Below are 15,184 nucleotides of genomic sequence, written 5' to 3' on the forward strand. Positions count from 1 at the left end.
CCGGCTGCTCGTGGGCACCGGGCGCGGATCGTGCCGGGTGTGACCCTCGGCACGGACGTCGTCAACGCACTCCGTCTCGGCCAGAGCCTCCGGGCGGCCGGACTGCGAACCTGTCGATACGATGGCGCCGCTGTCTTCAGATGAGAGGCCAACCCAAAGCGATGACGCAGACCCATTCCGACTACCGGCTCAGCCAGCTCGACCAGCTGGAAGCCGAGTCGATCCACATCTTCCGCGAAGTCGCGGCCGAGTTCGAGAAGCCCGTGCTGATGTTCTCCGGCGGCAAGGACTCCATTGTCATGCTCCGGCTGGCCGAGAAGGCGTTCTACCCGGCGAAGATCCCGTTCCCGGTGCTCCAGGTCGACACCGGCTACGACTTCCCCGAGGTCCTCGAGACCCGTGACAGCTGGGTCAACCGCCTCGGCCTGAAGCTGATCGTCGCCAGCGTCGAGGAGGCGCTCGCGAACGGCATCGTCGTCGACGACGGCAAGACCAGCCGCAACCGCCACCAGATCGGCACCCTGCTGCACGCCATCGAGGAGCACGGCTTCACCGCCGCCTTCGGTGGTGGCCGCCGCGACGAGGAGAAGGCCCGCGCCAAGGAGCGCGTCTACTCCCACCGCGACGACTTCGGCCAGTGGGACCCCAAGATGCAGCGCCCCGAGCTGTGGAGCCTCTACAACGGCCGCATCCACGGCGGCGAGCACATGCGGATCTTCCCGCTCTCGAACTGGACCGAGCTCGACATCTGGCACTACCTGGCCCAGGAGGAGGTCGAGATCCCCTCGATCTACTTCTCCCACCAGCGTCGCGTCTTCAAGCGGGACGGCATGTGGCTCTCCGAGAGCGACTTCAACCCGACCAAGCCCGGCGAGACGGTGGAGGAGAAGACCGTGCGCTTCCGCACGGTCGGCGACCTGACCCTCACCGGCTGCGTGGAGTCGGAGGCCGACACCTACGAGAAGATCATCGACGAGGTCGCCATCGCCCGGGTCACCGAGCGCGGCGCCACCCGTGGCGACGACCGGTTCTCCGAGGCCGCCATGGAGGACCGCAAGAAGGAAGGCTACTTCTGATGAGCACCCCCGCCTCAGCCGCGATCGGGGAGATGGACCTGCTCCGCTTCGCCACCGCAGGCTCCGTCGACGACGGCAAGTCCACCCTGATCGGGCGGCTGCTGCTGGACTCCAAGGCCATCTTCGAGGACCAGCTGGAGGCCGTCGAGGCCACCAGCGCCTCCAAGGGCTACGACTACACCGACCTCGCGCTGCTCACCGACGGCCTGCGTTCCGAGCGCGAGCAGGGCATCACCATCGATGTCGCCTACCGCTACTTCGCGACGCCGAAGCGCAAGTTCATCATCGCCGACACCCCTGGGCACGTGCAGTACACCCGCAACATGGTCACTGGCGCCTCCACCGCCGACCTCGGCCTGGTGCTGGTCGACGCCCGCCAGGGCCTCACCGAGCAGTCCCGCCGACACGCGGTGATCCTGTCGCTGCTCCGGGTCCCGCACCTGGTGCTCGCGGTCAACAAGATGGACCTGGTCGGCTACGACCAGGAGGTCTACAACCGCATCCAGAAGGAGTTCACCTCCTTCGCCACCAAGCTGAACATCCCCGACCTCGAGGTCATCCCGATCTCGGCGCTGAACGGCGACAACGTCGTCAACCGCTCCGAGAACATGCCCTGGTACAACGGCTCCTCGCTGATGCACCACCTCGAGAACATCCACGTCGCCTCCGACCGCGACCTGGTCGACACGCGGCTGCCGGTGCAGTACGTCGTACGCCCCAAGTCCGACCAGTTCCACGACTACCGCGGGTACGCCGGCATGGTCGCCGGCGGTGTCCTGAAGCCGGGCGACGAGGTCGTCGTGCTGCCCAGCGGCATGACGAGCAAGATCGCGGGGATCGACCTGTTCGACAAGGAGATCACCGAGGCGTTCCCCCCGATGTCGGTCACCGTGCGGCTCGAGGACGACGTCGACGTGAGCCGCGGCGACATGATCGCCCGGGTCAAGAACGCGCCGAAGCCCAGCCAGGACATCGACGCGATGATCTGCTGGATGACCAACGAGCCCCTGCGCAAGGGCCAGAAGCTCGCGATCAAGCACACCACCCGCAGCGGTCGCGCGCTGATCAAGGACATCCAGTACCGCCTGGACATCAACAGCCTGCACCGCGACCAGGAGACGAAGGACCTGGGCCTCAACGAGATCGGTCGCGTACAGCTGCGCACCACGGTGCCGTTGCTGTGCGACCCGTACGCGAAGAACCGCACCACGGGCTCGTTCATCCTCATCGACGAGGCGACCGGTGTGACCGTGGGCGCGGGGATGATCAACAGCAGCAGCTGACCCGGTCATCGGATCGGGCCAGTTGCTCAGGTCAGCGCCGGCCACCGGCCCGCTTGGCTTCTTGGGCACGACCGGGGCGGAGTGGCCCTCCGGTTTCCAGCCGAGGGAGTTGAGGGCGCGTACGGCGACCAAACTTTCTTCTTCCCCCATTCCTGCCACCGTGAGCTGGCTCCTGCCTGCGGGCACCCGGAGCGCCTTCTCGCCGGCTCGGACCTGGATCGCGGCGATCGGGCCACCGGGGACGTTCACCGACCCCCTCACCGACTCTTGCCGCGGGCCGACCTGGACGCGGACGGCTTGGGGATCACCATGAGGTAGGTGCTCCTCGCTGCACGTTGCTGTAGGCAATCGCGTGCTCAACGAGCGATGACCCCGATGGTCAGTCCGAGAAGTCGAGACCAGCTCGCCCAGTTCGCCTGGCTTCCGGGCCACGTGCCCGGAAGTCGCCGGGGATAGCGTGACGTCACCGGCCCCTGCTCGTTGCCCAAGTGGGGTCCGGTCGTACCGCTCGGGGGGGCGGCCGGGCCTCTGCGTCTCGGCAGATGGGCTGCCACGTCTGGAAGGACGGTCAGTCGCTGCGCCCGTAGTCGTCCTCATAGCGGCAGATGTCGTCCTCGCCGGTGTAGCCGCCGAGCTGGACCTCGACGATGACAAGCTCAACTTGACCCCGGTTTCCGAGGCGGTGCTTGGCTCCCAACGGGATGCTGATCGACTCGTCGTGCTTGACGACAGACTCTTCGCCATCGACCTCAGCCGTGGCCTCCCCTTGGATGACCACCCAGTGCTCGGAGCGGCGCTCATGGCTCTGCAGGGAAAGGCGCGCACCCGGGTTCACGTGAATGCGCTTGATCTTGTAGCCGTCAGCTACCTCGATCACGTGCCAGGAACCCCATGGACGATCTTCGGACTCAAGAATCATGGCGCGAGGCTACCGGCCGATGCGCCAGTCGCGCAGATCCTCTCAGAAGAGGTAAGAAGCTCTTCGCCACGACTGGGCGGCACTCGACCGTTGAACTTGGTGAGCCCGTCGTACCGCTCGCGGGACGTCCCTAGCAGCATCATCTCGGGAGAGTTGCTCGACGCCGGTGACCCGCCCTGCGAAGGGAGCGCGTCTCCCCCACACCCTTCATGTTCGTCCAGATTGCCCCGTATTTGGGTTCCTCTACGGGGCCAGTGTTTCCGGCAGGTCACGAGCGGCTGCAAATCCCGCAAAAAGATTGTGGCCACACTGGAGAGCGACAATTCATATCAAGTGCGGCCTAGACCGCCCCGCTTAACGTCTCATTCCCCAAGAACGGAACTGGGTGGCTCGCTTCCCTTTCTGTGACGGTGGGGCGCATAGCGTTCATTCGCTCATTCCGGAAACGGCTGGCGTTCCCTACAACCGCCCAGGTAGCGGCGCTTCGGATCATAACTTTGGGGGAGATTACGCGTTGATCACGGAGAAGCGTTCCAAACACATCCGGTCCAACAAAATGGACCTGGGGGGCTCAGCAATGCCACTGACTGAGGGTGACCACCGGCCCGTAACCGTGCCGCGGCAACGACCGACTCCCGTGACGGGGCAACGGCCAGATACTTTGCCGGATCCCGGTGAGCCAGTTGCTCGACGTATCAGGTACCGCGAGAGATACATCCGCCGCCTGCGAAGACAATCGCCGTCCGTCGCGGTTGCACTGATACCCACGATCGCGTTGGGCATCGACCTAGTGCTTGTGGCCGTGGTTCTAGCAACCGCAAAACTCGGTCGGGACACACTCGGCATATTCGAACCGACGTCCGGCAACTTTGAACCAGCGCTAGCCATCGCTGCTCCGATGATCGCGGCGGGATGGATTGTCGCCATCGCCCTGCTCGGTGGTTATGACGGTCAGGTGATGGGCGCTGGCACCGACGAGTACCGGCGTATCGCGAACGCATGCCTGCTCACCGCGGCTGTGATCGGGATCGGCTGCTTCTTCCTGCGTTACGACCTTTCGCGCGGTTTCTTCGCACTTACGATCATCCTCGGCGCCCCAGCCCTCCTCCTCGGGCGAATGTCGCTGCGCCGGATCGTCAGGCAGGCTCGGAAGCGCGGCCTGCTTTCGCACCGCGTGCTCATTGTCGGATCCTCGGCCCACGTCGATGAAGTGGCTGCGGTCCTGGCGAGGGAGCCATGGCTGGGGTATCACGCCATTGGCGCACTCACACCCACGCAGCCGGATCGCCTGCTGACTCAGGCTGGCATCCCTATTCTCGGCAGCCCCGCATCGGTGATCGACCTGGCTCACGACGTCCACGCCGACGTGGTCTTCTTGGCCGGTGGAGCTGTGGAGTCCGCTGCCGAACTCCGTCACGTGGCTTGGGAGCTCGAGGACTCGGCGTGCCAGGTCGTGGTCGCTCCAAGTCTCACCGACGTCTCGAAGGAGCGCGTCCGCGTCCGTCCGATGGGCGGGCTTCCGCTGCTTCACCTCGAGAAGCCACGCGCTGCGGCGGCAGCTCGTCGCGCCAAACGGACCTTCGACGTGGTGGGCTCGTTCAGCCTGCTCGTCCTGCTTTCACCGCTGATGGCCTTCGCCGCGCTCCAGGTCTGGCGCCACGACAGGGGTCCCATCCTGTTCCGCCAGGACCGGGTGGGGCGCAACGGCGACGTCTTCCACTGCCTCAAGTTCCGCACGATGGTGACAGATGCAGAGGCCAGGCGGACTGAGATCCACGAGCAGCAGGGGTCGCAGGAGGGCGTCTTCGCCAAGATCAAGGATGACCCCCGCATCACGCCGCCGGGCCGCTGGCTGCGCAGGCTGTCACTCGACGAGCTTCCTCAGCTGGTGAATGTCCTCCGCGGGGACATGAGCCTCGTGGGTCCCCGACCGCAGGTCGACCACGAAGTGGCTCTCTACGACAACGTCATGTACCGGCGCTTGCACGTGCGGCCGGGCATGACCGGACTCTGGCAGGTTTCTGGCCGCTCCGACCTGTCTCCGGAGGAGGCGATCCGCTTGGACCTCTACTACGTGGACAACTGGTCAATGATTCAGGACCTGACCATCCTGGCTCGCACCTTCGGTGCTGTCGTGGGCAGTCGCGGCGCCTATTGAGCGGCCAGGTAGCCGTTCCTACTATTCCGACTCCATGCCTTGCGCGCGGTCGTCACGAGGAGTGCGTCATCCAGCCGAACACAGAACCGTCTGAGGGACGCTCATGACCGGGGTACTGGTGCACGAGTGGATCGCGAAGGCCGGGGGCTCCGAGAACGTCTTCGAGGCAATGGCGCGGATCTATCCCGAAGCAGATCTCTTGTGCCTGTGGAACGACTCCGTCGGACGTTTCGACGAAGATCGTCTCCAGGAGTCGTGGCTTGCCCGTACCCCCTTACGTCGCAACAAGGTCGCCGCCCTTCCGTTTCTGCCGACAACCTGGCGGCATGCTCCGGGCCAGGGCTACGATTGGGCGCTCATCAGCTCACACTTGTTCGCTCATCAGGCTCGCTTCGACGGGGTGAGCGCCGAGAACCGGTTCGTCTACGTACACAGTCCCGCTCGATACATCTGGACACCTGATCTCGACCGGCGAGGCCACAATCGCCCGGCGCGGGTAGCCGCCGCAGCGCTCAAGCCACTGGACCGCAAACGGGCACGCGAGACCCGCCACATAGCAGCCAACAGCGAGTTCGTGCGCAAGCGCATAGCTGACACGTGGGGCGTCGACTCGATTGTCATCCACCCACCTGTCGAGGTGACGAAGATCCAATCTCGGGTCAATTGCACCGAGGGTCTCGACTCTGACGAGCGTCGACTGCTGGACGCGCTGCCACCACATTTCCTGCTGGGAGCCTCTCGTTTCATCCCCTACAAGCGGTTGGATGCGGTCATCCGAGCCGGCGAACTCTCCGGCACCGCTGTCGTCATCGCGGGGGCAGGGCCAGAGGAGGAACACCTGCGAGCCCGGGCAGCGGAGGCGTCGGTCCCAGTCACCTTCGTGATCAGTCCGACCACACCCATGTTGTACGCCTTGTACGCCCAAGCCGACGCCTTCGTGTTCGCCGCAATCGAGGACTTCGGGATCATGCCGGTCGAGGCGATGGCTGCCGGCACCCCCGTCGTGGCGCAGGCGGTCGGTGGCGCCGCCGAATCGGTGGTGCCGGGCGTCACTGGTGCGCTGACCACCTTCGACTCCGACGATGCGCTCCGCGCCGCAGTGGAGACGGCGCTCACCCGGGACGCCGACCCGTGTCGCAGTCGCGCACGGGAGTTCTCCGTCGAGGTGTTCAACCAACGGATCCGCACCTGGACCGGGCGATGAAGCGGCGCAGGGTGTTCATCAACGAAGCATTCAAACCGCAGCGGGTCAGCGGTCAGCAACGCTACGCACACGAGATCTCAGCGCGCCTGCCCGAGGATTTCATCCACGTCGCGCCGGGCAACTTCTGGTCTCGGTCCTCGGTCCGGACCTGGCTGTGGACCCTGCTCATCCTGCCCCTGCGCACGTGGCGGGGCGTCCTGATCAGCATGACCGCCCGGGCACCGTGGTATCACCCCCGGCACGTCCTCGTCGTGCACGACCTCTTCGTCGTGGACCACCCCGAATGGTTCTCCCGGACCTATCACCTGACCCACGCACCCCTGCTCTCGTTCCAACTCCGAACGGCTGGCGCGTTGGTTGCCGTGAGCGGGCCGGTGGCCGAACAGGTGCAGGGCATCGGGCGCCGTCATGAGGTGCCAGTCGTCCCGAACGCGCCGAGCGAGGTCTTCTCCCGTGGCGCCGACCGCGCAGCCGACGCGCTGGGCCGCTTCGGTCTGCTGCCGGATCGCTACTTCCTGGTCGTTGGAAACCTGGAGCCCCGCAAGAACCTCTCCCGCCTGGCATCGGCGTACGGAATGCTCACTCCGGGGATGCGCGAGCAGTTGCCGTTGGTCGTAGTCGGTGGAGGATCGAACATCTACCAGTCCGACGAAATCGCTTGGCCGAAAGGCACGAAGGCCCTGGGCTATGTCGATGACTCCGACCTCAGGTCGCTGTACGCACACGCTCGAGCCGTCGTGTTCCCCAGCTTGGCAGAGGGCTTCGGCCTCCCCATCGTGGAGGCCGTGGCCGCTGGCGCGAAGCACCTGCTCCTGTCCGACATTCCGGTGTTCCGGTGGATTGCCGGTGAGTCTGCGAGCTATTTCTCTCCGACATCGGCGGAGTCGATCCACAACTCACTCGTGACCCTCGTAGATCGGCCCGACGAGGTGCCGACGATCAGTCCTGCCGCGATGGCGAGCTTCACCTGGGACCACAGCGCTGCACTGATGGCCGGCACTGCCTCTCGTCTCGCCGGTCGAGCCACCGGCGCGAAGAAATTGACCGCCTCCAAATAGAGTTGGAATCAATCAGTCACCCTGGAGTTTGCGATGACAGTCGACCACAGTTATTACGATCACTACTGGACCTCTGACGGCTTCAAACCCCCACGAAATGACAATCCCTTCCTGCAGGCAAACATTCAGCGCTTCTCCACGCCTGGGGCCGAAGTGGCTGACCTCGGTTGCGGGGATGCCGAGACCGTCGGTGCTCGTCTGCTGAACACTGGCGCGAATTACACCGGCGTCGACATCAGCAGGTCTGCTGTGGAGTCAGCCGGGAAACGAGGTATCAACGTTCGTCTGGTCTCGGACATCACCCAGACAGAACTTCCCGATGACTTCTACGACGCCGTGTTCATCATCGAGGTGTTGGAACACCTCTTCGATCCCCTTGCGGCCGTGACAGAAGCGAGACGGATCCTCAAGCCCGGTGGCGAGCTCATCGTCACGGTTCCCAATGCAGCCGTCTGGCCCCGGCGAGTGGAACTGGCCCTTCGTGGTCGGCCCAACGCCATGGGTGACGAGCTTTCGAGGGAGCAGCCCTGGCGTGACCCCCACCTGCGCTCCTTCACCCTCACGTCCTTGGCTGCGCTGCTCCGGCACGCCAACTTCACCCGCCTTGAGGTCGCAGGAACCGAGCCGGTCCCGGGCACGCCCCGGATTGGCCCCTGGTTGGCCTCGGCGCGACCCACCCTGTTTGCGCGGCGATGCACGGCCATCGCAGTCGCCTGAAGACTTCCAATTGAGGTCTCGCGGGCGGAGCAACGATCAGCGCTGGTCAGTGGCCAGGCAGCGCGAACATGATCAGGGGATCTCACGCTCGAAGTAGGCCCGCGCCTGCAAGTTGTAGAGCTCCGCGAACCGTCCGCCGTCGAGCACCATCAGGTCGGCATGGGTCCCTTCCTCGACGATCTCTCCGTCGGCCATCAGGTAGATGTAATCGGCCAGGTGCGCACTGGAGTACCGGTGCGAGATGAGCAGAGCCGCACGCCCATCGAGGACCGCGCGCACGTCCTGCATGAGCTGCCACTCAGCGAGTGGGTCAAGCGCCGAGCTGGGCTCGTCGAGCACGACCAAGGGGGAATTCCGATAGAAGGCGCGCGCGATGGCCAAGCGCTGCCACTGCCCGCCCGACAGCTCGGCGCCCTTCACGAGTTCAAGCCCGAGCCAGGTGTCGAAAGACTGCGGGAGTGCATCGATCGTGTCCGCGACGTTGGCACGCTCAGCCGCGAGCCTCACGGCAGCCTCGTCCACCTCGCCCGGGCGAGCGATCGCGATGTTGTCTCTCGCCGTCATCTGATATCGAACGAAGTCCTGGAACAGCACGCTCACGCTGGCCCGTAGGTCCTTGACGGGCACCTCGGCATCACCGTCCCATGAGACAGATCCGGCGTCCGGCTCGTACAGCCCAGCTGCGACCTTGGCGAGGGTGGACTTGCCCGAACCGTTCTCACCCACCAGCATCACGATCTTCCCGCGTGGCAGGTCGATGCTAACTCCCGCCAGGGCCGGTGCCTCGCGTCCTTCATACGCGAAATGAACATCCCTGAGGCGAAGCGATTCTGTAAGCTCTCTCGCGGTTCCGCGCTCGAGGTACGACGGATCATGCATCGCGGCGAAATCCTCAAGGTCGCGCAGGAACGGGCCGCACTCGACCAAGGAACCGACTGCGCCGAAAACCGAGGCCAGCTGACCGGACAGCAATCGGGCGGCAATCGCCGCGGCGCCTGCAGCGGCGACGCTCATGCGATCCGAGATCAGCAGGAAACCGATCAACCCGAAGGTCGCCGAAAGGGTGAGGACAGAGAACGTCGCGGACAGCAACGCAAGCCGTTGTCGCCGACTGACGTGGTGACGTAGGGCGGTGTAGGCCTCCTTATTGCCCAGCGTGTGTCTGCCGAGCAGGAACCGCGCACTAGCGAAGGCGCGAACCTCAGCAGCACCCCCGCGTTCCGTCATGAGTCGCTTCAGATACCCCTGTCGTCTCAGGACCGGGTTCACCTCGACGGCGTAGGTGAACTCCAACTTGCTCACGCGCCGGGAGATCAGTACTGCGGGTACACCGGCGAGGAGGAGAAGGGGAATGAGCAGGGGTTCGAGGGCGAAGAGCGTGACGATCAGGGCAACCGCGCTCGTGGCTGCTCCGATGAGGGTGAACAGGGAGGTGACCACCGAGGTCGGTTGGTGCAGGGAGTTGAGGCGAATTCGCTCGACGCGGTCCATGAAGTCGCTGCGCTGCCACGTCTTCAGATCGACACTGACAGTGGTGCGCATCAGCTCGTCCCACACGAACTGCATCACCCGCTCGCTCAACAGCCGTTGCTGCAGCGATTGAACGACTCCGATCATCTGTGAGACCGAGACCGAGAGGGCTAGCAGGCCCAGCCCGAGGACCAGACGGAGCGTGGAGTCATCGGCCCCTGTGGTCACCGATTCGATGGCGATCTTGCTCGCGAGCACCACGCCGAGCGCGCTGACTGCGCCCGCCAACTGCAGGCCACCCGCCAGACATGCGCCGCGGCGATCGGCCCCGAACACGGCCGAGACCGCCCAGCTCAACACCGAGATCTGTTGACGCACCGCCGCTCTCATGTCTCGACCAACGCTTCGCTCGTGCCGAGCAAGGCTTGCACGACACCGACGAGCTCCGCCCGATCGACCGATTCCAGGCCCCTGCCCCACGGCACCTCCAGCTCCATCACCCGAACCCTGCTGGCCAGGGCCACGGCCCATCTCAAGCGCTCCGCGAGCAGCTCGTGATCCTGTACGCCCTGCAAGGGCCAGTTGGCAGCAACCACATGGACGGCCTGAGCCGTGGTCAGCCTGCGCAGGCGGGGACGATCGAAGGCCGCTGAGAGGAGTGGCCGCAGCAGCACTCTCAGCCGGTCAGTGGCAGGCGCCTGCGTCGGGTCCGACAGCAGTAGCCGGCCGTCAACGCTGGTGGTGGGTCGATCACCGATACGGATGGCAGCTGTCGAACGGAGCCTGGAGTTGATCGTCCCCCGGTGCACGCGCACCCGGTCGGTGACGTCCACCCTCAGGGCGTCGTCGGAGAGCAACAACCGGTCCGGACCGACCAGCAAGCGAGCAACGGTGCTCTTGCCCGAGCCGGACGGTCCCACCACGCCCACGGCCCCCGACGACCCCCACGACACAGCACTGCTGTGCAGGAGCGCGTGGCCGCGCCAGAGGGCCAGTGCCACCAGGATCGGACCACCGATCAGGATTGACAGGAGCGCCGACGGCACCGAGTCCACGACTCGGACGGTGACCTCGGTGGAATCACCTCGAAAGGTGGCCGTGGCGACGTCGGGGAACGTGATGGTCCACGATTCCGCGGTACGCGTGACGACATGCCCGGTGGACCGATCTAGACCACCAGTGGAAATGAGCACCTCTCCCGGCGGTTGCTCGACGGGCCCCACAGTGACCGTGACGGTCACGTCAGCGCTGGACGTGGACCCAGGGCGCGCCGCCAACTCGACCGGACTCTCCACGGTCAGGCCGTGAATCAGGTAACGAGGCATCGCGAGCTCAGGCGAGCGCGAAGGAGGTAAATTCCTCCGAGGTGGGGTCCACCGACCGCCCGCAGATGATGAGCCAGGAGTGCGCCACGATCGCCCCTGAGGCTTCGCGCTTGACTCCGATGGCCATTCTCGGTTCGTGGTCTCGCAGAACGCTGCCGAGGAGCAGACAGCGCCGCAGGCAGGTGTCCTCGAATGGCCACCAGGCGAGGACACGCCAAGCGCGCGCCGCCGCTCGGTGGAGGTCATCCCAAGGCGGCACCCCAACCTCCGCAGCCGCCTTTTCCTCAGTATCGAGGCGTATCCCCAAACGGCTGCACAAGGCCGGGATCTCATCCCGACGAAGTCCCCACTCAATACGGACGAGGACGAACACCGCCCAACCAAGGAATCCAAGTTGCACTGCTGCCCTGACTGGCCACGCAGAGGGGGCGCCTCGGATGAAGACCCGCCCACGCTCCCGCATACCGATCAAGGGCGCCGCCAGCATGGGTGCGGAGAACCTGCGCCTTTTCCTATTTCCCTACGACAGCGGCAGGAGTGAACCAAGGAGAGGGGTTACCGCGCTGTACACGTCGGTCTTGCTTCCCACTTTGCTGAAGGTCTGCTGGGTCAGGTCGCGAACCGTGCCGAGGTCGGTGATGCAAGGAGGCTGGTAGGTCATGATGTTCTCCAAAAATCTGAATCCGCGTGAAGGCATGCACACTGCCTCTTGTGTGGTTCAGCATTCTCATGGAATCAACACGATGCAAGCGGCGTCTCAGACTGAACACTTCCGTCTCACAACGAGTTGAAGAGGTTGACAATTGTTCGCATATGGCCTTGCCATCGAGGCCTTGCCGAATGGCGACGCTCCCGACGGGCCGCGCGATCACACGTGGTTCGCCATGGACCTGCGTCAGAAGGCGGGCGCCGCCCCTTCTGTCACCGACATGGAAGTAGACGACGACCAGGCTCGACTGCAAGCGCGGGGTCTCGCCACCATCTCGATGACGCGATCGCCTCTCCGATGTGTCGTGTCAGCGCCGACCCCTTTCTCCGAGGCCGGACTAGCTCACCCCTTGCTGGCCTTCGTGGGTGCCGTGGCCGCTCGCTGGCAGGGCCGCAGCGCCTTCCACGGCGCGGCAGTGGTGCTCGACGGCCGCGCTTGGATCCTCCTTGGTGAGGCTGGGAGCGGGAAGACCACGCTCAGCTCGCAACTGCACGCGGACGGGCAGACTGTGCTCGCTGACGACCTCAGCGTGATCGCCGATCTGGATGTGCTGGCCGGTCCACGATCAGGCGACCTGCGTGCCGAGTCCGCGCGACACCTCGACCGAGGCGAGGAGCTTGCAGAGCACATCGGACGACCTCGCTGGCGACAGACGTTTGGACCTGCTCCCTACGAGACGCCTCTGGGCGGCTTTGTTGAACTCACCTGGGCCGACCAGCTGTCCGTCGATCCGGTGCCGGCGCCCGAGCGACTGAAGACCCTCGCCCGGTACGAGGCCCTGGCCCTGGGGCCCAGCGCCCACCGTTCGTTCCTCGACCTGCTGCAGTTCCCAATGTGGCGCCTTGCCCGACCGGCTGACTGGCGCTCAGCTCGGGCAGGTCCTGACGCCGTGACTCAGATCGCACGCGCCGCCCGCTGATCCAACCACGCTTTCTGGGCGAGGAGCATGGCCGGGTAGATGGGGGTCTGGGCCCGCCAAGCCTCACGCAGCGCGTCGGTATCGATGAGACGGGCGATCTGCGGCTCCAGGGTTCCGGGGTCCCACCCCTCCACGAACTCCTTGAACTCACTGCCCCACACGAGGCCGCCGAACGTGGCCTTGCTCTGCCTGGTGAGGAGCAGCTCCGGCAGGACATCCTGTCCGAGGGCACGCATCGCCTGCTCCCTGCTGCGCGGTCCCGCCATCCCGACCTCCCCCGCGAAGGCGGCCACAAAGCGCTCGTCGGCAAGGGGGCTCTCGACTCGGACTCGGGGGTGTCCCACCCGGTTGAGCGCGTCCTGGCCGAGCATCCGCGTCCGGGATCGCGCGTGGAGCACGGCTCCGACATCCCAGCGCACCCGCGTGTTGGCGATGTCCCAGGCCAGGCGGCGGTTGACCTCCCGAGCGGCCTCGGGCAGCAGCCACGGTGGACCGGCCTCACCGTAACTGGCCAACACTCGTAGACGAGCACGTGTCGGGGCGCACGCCAGAGCGAGAAGAGCGAGGTCTCGCATCTGCGGGGACCTCCGACGAGTCAACACCTGCGCCAGCCGCCAGCTCTCCGTTCCCAGAATCTCGTCGCCTCCGGCGCCCGTCAGCAGTGTGCCCGTCGGAGCGACGTCGACCATCGCGAGGTGCAGGTAGGCGTTGGGAGGCGCGACGACTCCTTCTCGCAGAAGAAATCCGGTCGCGACCGCACCGAGCACACCCAAGGTCTCGGCAACGTCGACCTTCACCCAGTCCGCGATCCTGAGGTGCCGCACCACCGCCTCTTGGTAAGAGTCCTCTCTGGACTCGGGCGAGGGGTGCCGCATCGTGATCGGCAGAGGATCAGCGAACCCGTTGCTTCGGGCGATGCTGGCGGCTCGGGCCAAAAGGAGCGAGGAGTCCCGGCCACCGGAGAATGAAATCGATACCGGCCCCCTTTGCAAGGCGCTGAGAAGCAACGAATCGAGAGCCGCCCGGCCGGCTCCTACCGGTTGTGGTCTAGGACGGTCCGCGCGCCGAAGGCGGGGCGGGGGCATTTCCTCGAGCACGATTCCGGCAGCAAGTTCGATGGGCTGGAGCGGGGCTATCTCACCAGCTCCTGACAAAGACCGCTGCACTGTCACCATCGGGCTAGGGTACGGGAATGCTGAAGTTGCGGGCAGAATCAATTACTTGGCAAGCCGTCGACGATGAGATCGTCTGCCTCGACATCACGGAATCGCGATATCTCTCAATCAACGCAGCCGGAGCCGCGTTATGGCCCCGACTTGTCGTGGGCGCCGAGACCGAAGATCTGGTGTCCACACTGATCGACAAGTTCAACATTGACCAAGCCGCCGCCATTCGCGACGTATCAGCATTTATCAGCATGCTCCGTGAGCGCAACCTGCTACAGGCGTGACTGGAACAACGAGTGGGCGTCATCTCCGCCGGGCCAACGCATGGCCGTACGGTGCCGTCGCCATGTACATCACGTCGAACCCAGCGACGTCGAGTTCGCTCTTGATCTCTCCGCGCGTGAAATAGTGCACGAAGTTGGGGGAAAGTGCGTCCCCAAGCTCCAACGGAGGGCCACCCCGAGCGCGGCGGATCGCGTTTCCGATCCTCTGGACGAGCGCGAAGTACTTCCCCGGTGGCCGCTCGAAGTAGGAGACCAGCAACAGTCCACCCGGGGCCAAAACAGATCGTGCGTCCTCCAGAAGGGTGACTCTGGTGTCCCGGCCACTGAGAAGCATGTAGGACCCCCAGCCGATGATCACGGCATCGGCGACACCGCTAAAGGGTGGAAACGCGTCCCAGGGCCCGCATTGCAGTCGGGAGGCATCCCGCAAAACAGGCCGACCCGCCTCTACGAGCGAGCCGTTGGGCTCGAACCCATGCACGTCGTAGCCGAGCTCCATCAAGGCGAGGACCTCGCGGCCGGCTCCCGCTGAGGTGACGACCACCGTGGCGCCGGCCGGGAAATGGGTCAGCGCCGATCGCTCCCACTCGCTCAACCCTTGACGGATGTGGGCCGGGTCCGCATACGTCCGGGCGAATCCGTCGACCTCCTCGGTCGCGCTGGCATAGAACCTCTGATCGATCTCTCGCAGATCCGCAGAGTCCAGGAGACCGAGCCAGATCCCGTCATGAACCGCTTCTGTGGCCCGTCGCCACCGGGCACGCCACGCGAACGAACGCTGGTACGCCCTCACCTTGAAGTCGCCACCAGCTTGCAAAGCCATGTTCGTGCTCCATCCCTGCGCGGTCCGAAAAGTGATGACGTGGCATTCAGGTCTACGCCCTGCTGCTCGCTTG

15 protein-coding genes are annotated in these 15,184 nt (G+C 65.2%); 8 read left to right on the forward strand and 7 right to left on the reverse strand.

Features of this window, described 5'->3' with window-relative positions; all coding sequences use genetic code 11:
* The first annotated feature begins 161 nt into the window (after window positions 1-161).
* A complete protein-coding gene (gene cysD, locus AC4BGC_RS15035; protein ID WP_490547614.1) occupies window positions 162-1,076 on the forward strand; it encodes a sulfate adenylyltransferase subunit CysD in 915 nt (304 codons plus the stop codon).
* Window positions 1,076-2,359: a sulfate adenylyltransferase subunit 1 gene (locus tag AC4BGC_RS15040; protein ID WP_490556458.1), complete on the forward strand. Its 1,284-nt coding sequence runs from the start codon at window positions 1,076-1,078 to the stop codon at window positions 2,357-2,359. The genes cysD and AC4BGC_RS15040 overlap by 1 nt, the downstream gene beginning before the upstream one ends.
* A 568-nt stretch (window positions 2,360-2,927) precedes the next feature.
* On the opposite strand, the gene AC4BGC_RS15045 is transcribed toward AC4BGC_RS15040, so the two are convergent.
* Complete coding sequence (locus tag AC4BGC_RS15045) at window positions 2,928-3,278, reverse strand: phosphomannose isomerase type II C-terminal cupin domain (RefSeq protein ID WP_490556459.1); 351 nt, start codon at window positions 3,276-3,278, stop codon at window positions 2,928-2,930.
* 577 nt (window positions 3,279-3,855) lie between these two features.
* Between AC4BGC_RS15045 and AC4BGC_RS15050 the strand changes: the two genes are divergently transcribed.
* The 4 genes from AC4BGC_RS15050 (at window position 3,856) to AC4BGC_RS15065 (ending at window position 8,415) form a co-directional block, all read left to right on the forward strand.
* On the forward strand, window positions 3,856-5,436 hold the full coding sequence (locus tag AC4BGC_RS15050; protein ID WP_490557191.1) for a sugar transferase: 1,581 nt from the start codon (window positions 3,856-3,858) through the stop codon (window positions 5,434-5,436).
* A 103-nt stretch (window positions 5,437-5,539) separates the two neighbouring features.
* On the forward strand, window positions 5,540-6,640 hold the full coding sequence (locus AC4BGC_RS15055; RefSeq protein ID WP_490556460.1) for a glycosyltransferase: 1,101 nt from the start codon (window positions 5,540-5,542) through the stop codon (window positions 6,638-6,640).
* Window positions 6,641-6,651: 11 nt separating this feature from the next.
* Window positions 6,652-7,698 carry a glycosyltransferase family 4 protein gene (locus AC4BGC_RS15060; protein WP_490556461.1) on the forward strand — a complete coding sequence of 349 codons (1,047 nt, stop codon included), beginning with the start codon at window positions 6,652-6,654 and terminating at the stop codon, window positions 7,696-7,698.
* A gap of 33 nt (window positions 7,699-7,731) precedes the next feature.
* A complete protein-coding gene (locus AC4BGC_RS15065; protein WP_490556462.1) occupies window positions 7,732-8,415 on the forward strand; it encodes a class I SAM-dependent methyltransferase in 684 nt (227 codons plus the stop codon).
* Window positions 8,416-8,487: 72 nt separating this feature from the next.
* On the opposite strand, the gene AC4BGC_RS15070 is transcribed toward AC4BGC_RS15065, so the two are convergent.
* The 4 genes from AC4BGC_RS15070 to AC4BGC_RS15085 form a co-directional block, all read right to left on the reverse strand.
* A complete protein-coding gene (locus tag AC4BGC_RS15070; protein WP_490556463.1) occupies window positions 8,488-10,263 on the reverse strand; it encodes an ABC transporter ATP-binding protein in 1,776 nt (591 codons plus the stop codon).
* Window positions 10,264-10,271: 8 nt separating this feature from the next.
* Window positions 10,272-11,126 carry a hypothetical protein gene (locus tag AC4BGC_RS15075; protein ID WP_490556464.1) on the reverse strand — a complete coding sequence of 285 codons (855 nt, stop codon included), beginning with the start codon at window positions 11,124-11,126 and terminating at the stop codon, window positions 10,272-10,274.
* Between the two features lie 91 nt (window positions 11,127-11,217).
* Complete coding sequence (locus AC4BGC_RS15080; RefSeq protein WP_490556465.1) at window positions 11,218-11,697, reverse strand: lasso peptide biosynthesis B2 protein; 480 nt, start codon at window positions 11,695-11,697, stop codon at window positions 11,218-11,220.
* A 33-nt stretch (window positions 11,698-11,730) separates the two neighbouring features.
* Complete coding sequence (locus AC4BGC_RS15085) at window positions 11,731-11,871, reverse strand: hypothetical protein (RefSeq protein WP_490556466.1); 141 nt, start codon at window positions 11,869-11,871, stop codon at window positions 11,731-11,733.
* A gap of 142 nt (window positions 11,872-12,013) precedes the next feature.
* On the opposite strand from AC4BGC_RS15085, the gene AC4BGC_RS15090 reads away from it, so the two are divergent.
* Window positions 12,014-12,838, forward strand: coding sequence for a hypothetical protein (locus AC4BGC_RS15090; protein ID WP_490556467.1), 825 nt, complete (start codon window positions 12,014-12,016; stop codon window positions 12,836-12,838).
* On the opposite strand, the gene AC4BGC_RS15095 is transcribed toward AC4BGC_RS15090, so the two are convergent.
* Window positions 12,814-14,013, reverse strand: a complete 1,200-nt coding sequence (locus AC4BGC_RS15095; RefSeq protein WP_490556468.1) for an asparagine synthase-related protein — start codon at window positions 14,011-14,013, stop codon at window positions 12,814-12,816. The genes AC4BGC_RS15090 and AC4BGC_RS15095 overlap by 25 nt on opposite strands.
* A 17-nt stretch (window positions 14,014-14,030) precedes the next feature.
* Here AC4BGC_RS15095 and AC4BGC_RS15100 point away from each other — a divergent pair, with 17 nt between their 5' ends.
* Complete coding sequence (locus tag AC4BGC_RS15100; protein WP_490556469.1) at window positions 14,031-14,288, forward strand: PqqD family protein; 258 nt, start codon at window positions 14,031-14,033, stop codon at window positions 14,286-14,288.
* A 19-nt stretch (window positions 14,289-14,307) separates the two neighbouring features.
* On the opposite strand, the gene AC4BGC_RS15105 is transcribed toward AC4BGC_RS15100, so the two are convergent.
* Window positions 14,308-15,111 (reverse strand): class I SAM-dependent methyltransferase, encoded by an 804-nt coding sequence (locus tag AC4BGC_RS15105; RefSeq protein ID WP_490556470.1) that lies wholly within the window; start codon window positions 15,109-15,111, stop codon window positions 14,308-14,310.
* Between the last annotated feature and the right edge of the window lie 73 nt (window positions 15,112-15,184).

The sequence above is a fragment of the Nocardioides sp. Z38_18 genome (assembly GCF_058215695.1).

What these genes read in the sequence shown, in the direction of transcription:
- AC4BGC_RS15095 (WP_490556468.1), bottom strand. Translation starts at nt 14,013, where the DNA reads ATGGTGACAGTGCAGCGGTCTTTGTCAGGAGCTGGTGAGATAGCCCCG.
- AC4BGC_RS15050 (WP_490557191.1), top strand. Translation starts at nt 3,856, where the DNA reads ATGCCACTGACTGAGGGTGACCACCGGCCCGTAACCGTGCCGCGGCAA.
- AC4BGC_RS15100 (WP_490556469.1), top strand. Translation starts at nt 14,031, where the DNA reads ATGCTGAAGTTGCGGGCAGAATCAATTACTTGGCAAGCCGTCGACGAT.
- AC4BGC_RS15080 (WP_490556465.1), bottom strand. Translation starts at nt 11,697, where the DNA reads ATGCTGGCGGCGCCCTTGATCGGTATGCGGGAGCGTGGGCGGGTCTTC.
- AC4BGC_RS15085 (WP_490556466.1), bottom strand. Translation starts at nt 11,871, where the DNA reads ATGACCTACCAGCCTCCTTGCATCACCGACCTCGGCACGGTTCGCGAC.
- AC4BGC_RS15065 (WP_490556462.1), top strand. Translation starts at nt 7,732, where the DNA reads ATGACAGTCGACCACAGTTATTACGATCACTACTGGACCTCTGACGGC.
- cysD (WP_490547614.1), top strand. Translation starts at nt 162, where the DNA reads ATGACGCAGACCCATTCCGACTACCGGCTCAGCCAGCTCGACCAGCTG.
- AC4BGC_RS15040 (WP_490556458.1), top strand. Translation starts at nt 1,076, where the DNA reads ATGAGCACCCCCGCCTCAGCCGCGATCGGGGAGATGGACCTGCTCCGC.
- AC4BGC_RS15055 (WP_490556460.1), top strand. Translation starts at nt 5,540, where the DNA reads ATGACCGGGGTACTGGTGCACGAGTGGATCGCGAAGGCCGGGGGCTCC.
- AC4BGC_RS15105 (WP_490556470.1), bottom strand. Translation starts at nt 15,111, where the DNA reads ATGGCTTTGCAAGCTGGTGGCGACTTCAAGGTGAGGGCGTACCAGCGT.
- AC4BGC_RS15045 (WP_490556459.1), bottom strand. Translation starts at nt 3,278, where the DNA reads ATGATTCTTGAGTCCGAAGATCGTCCATGGGGTTCCTGGCACGTGATC.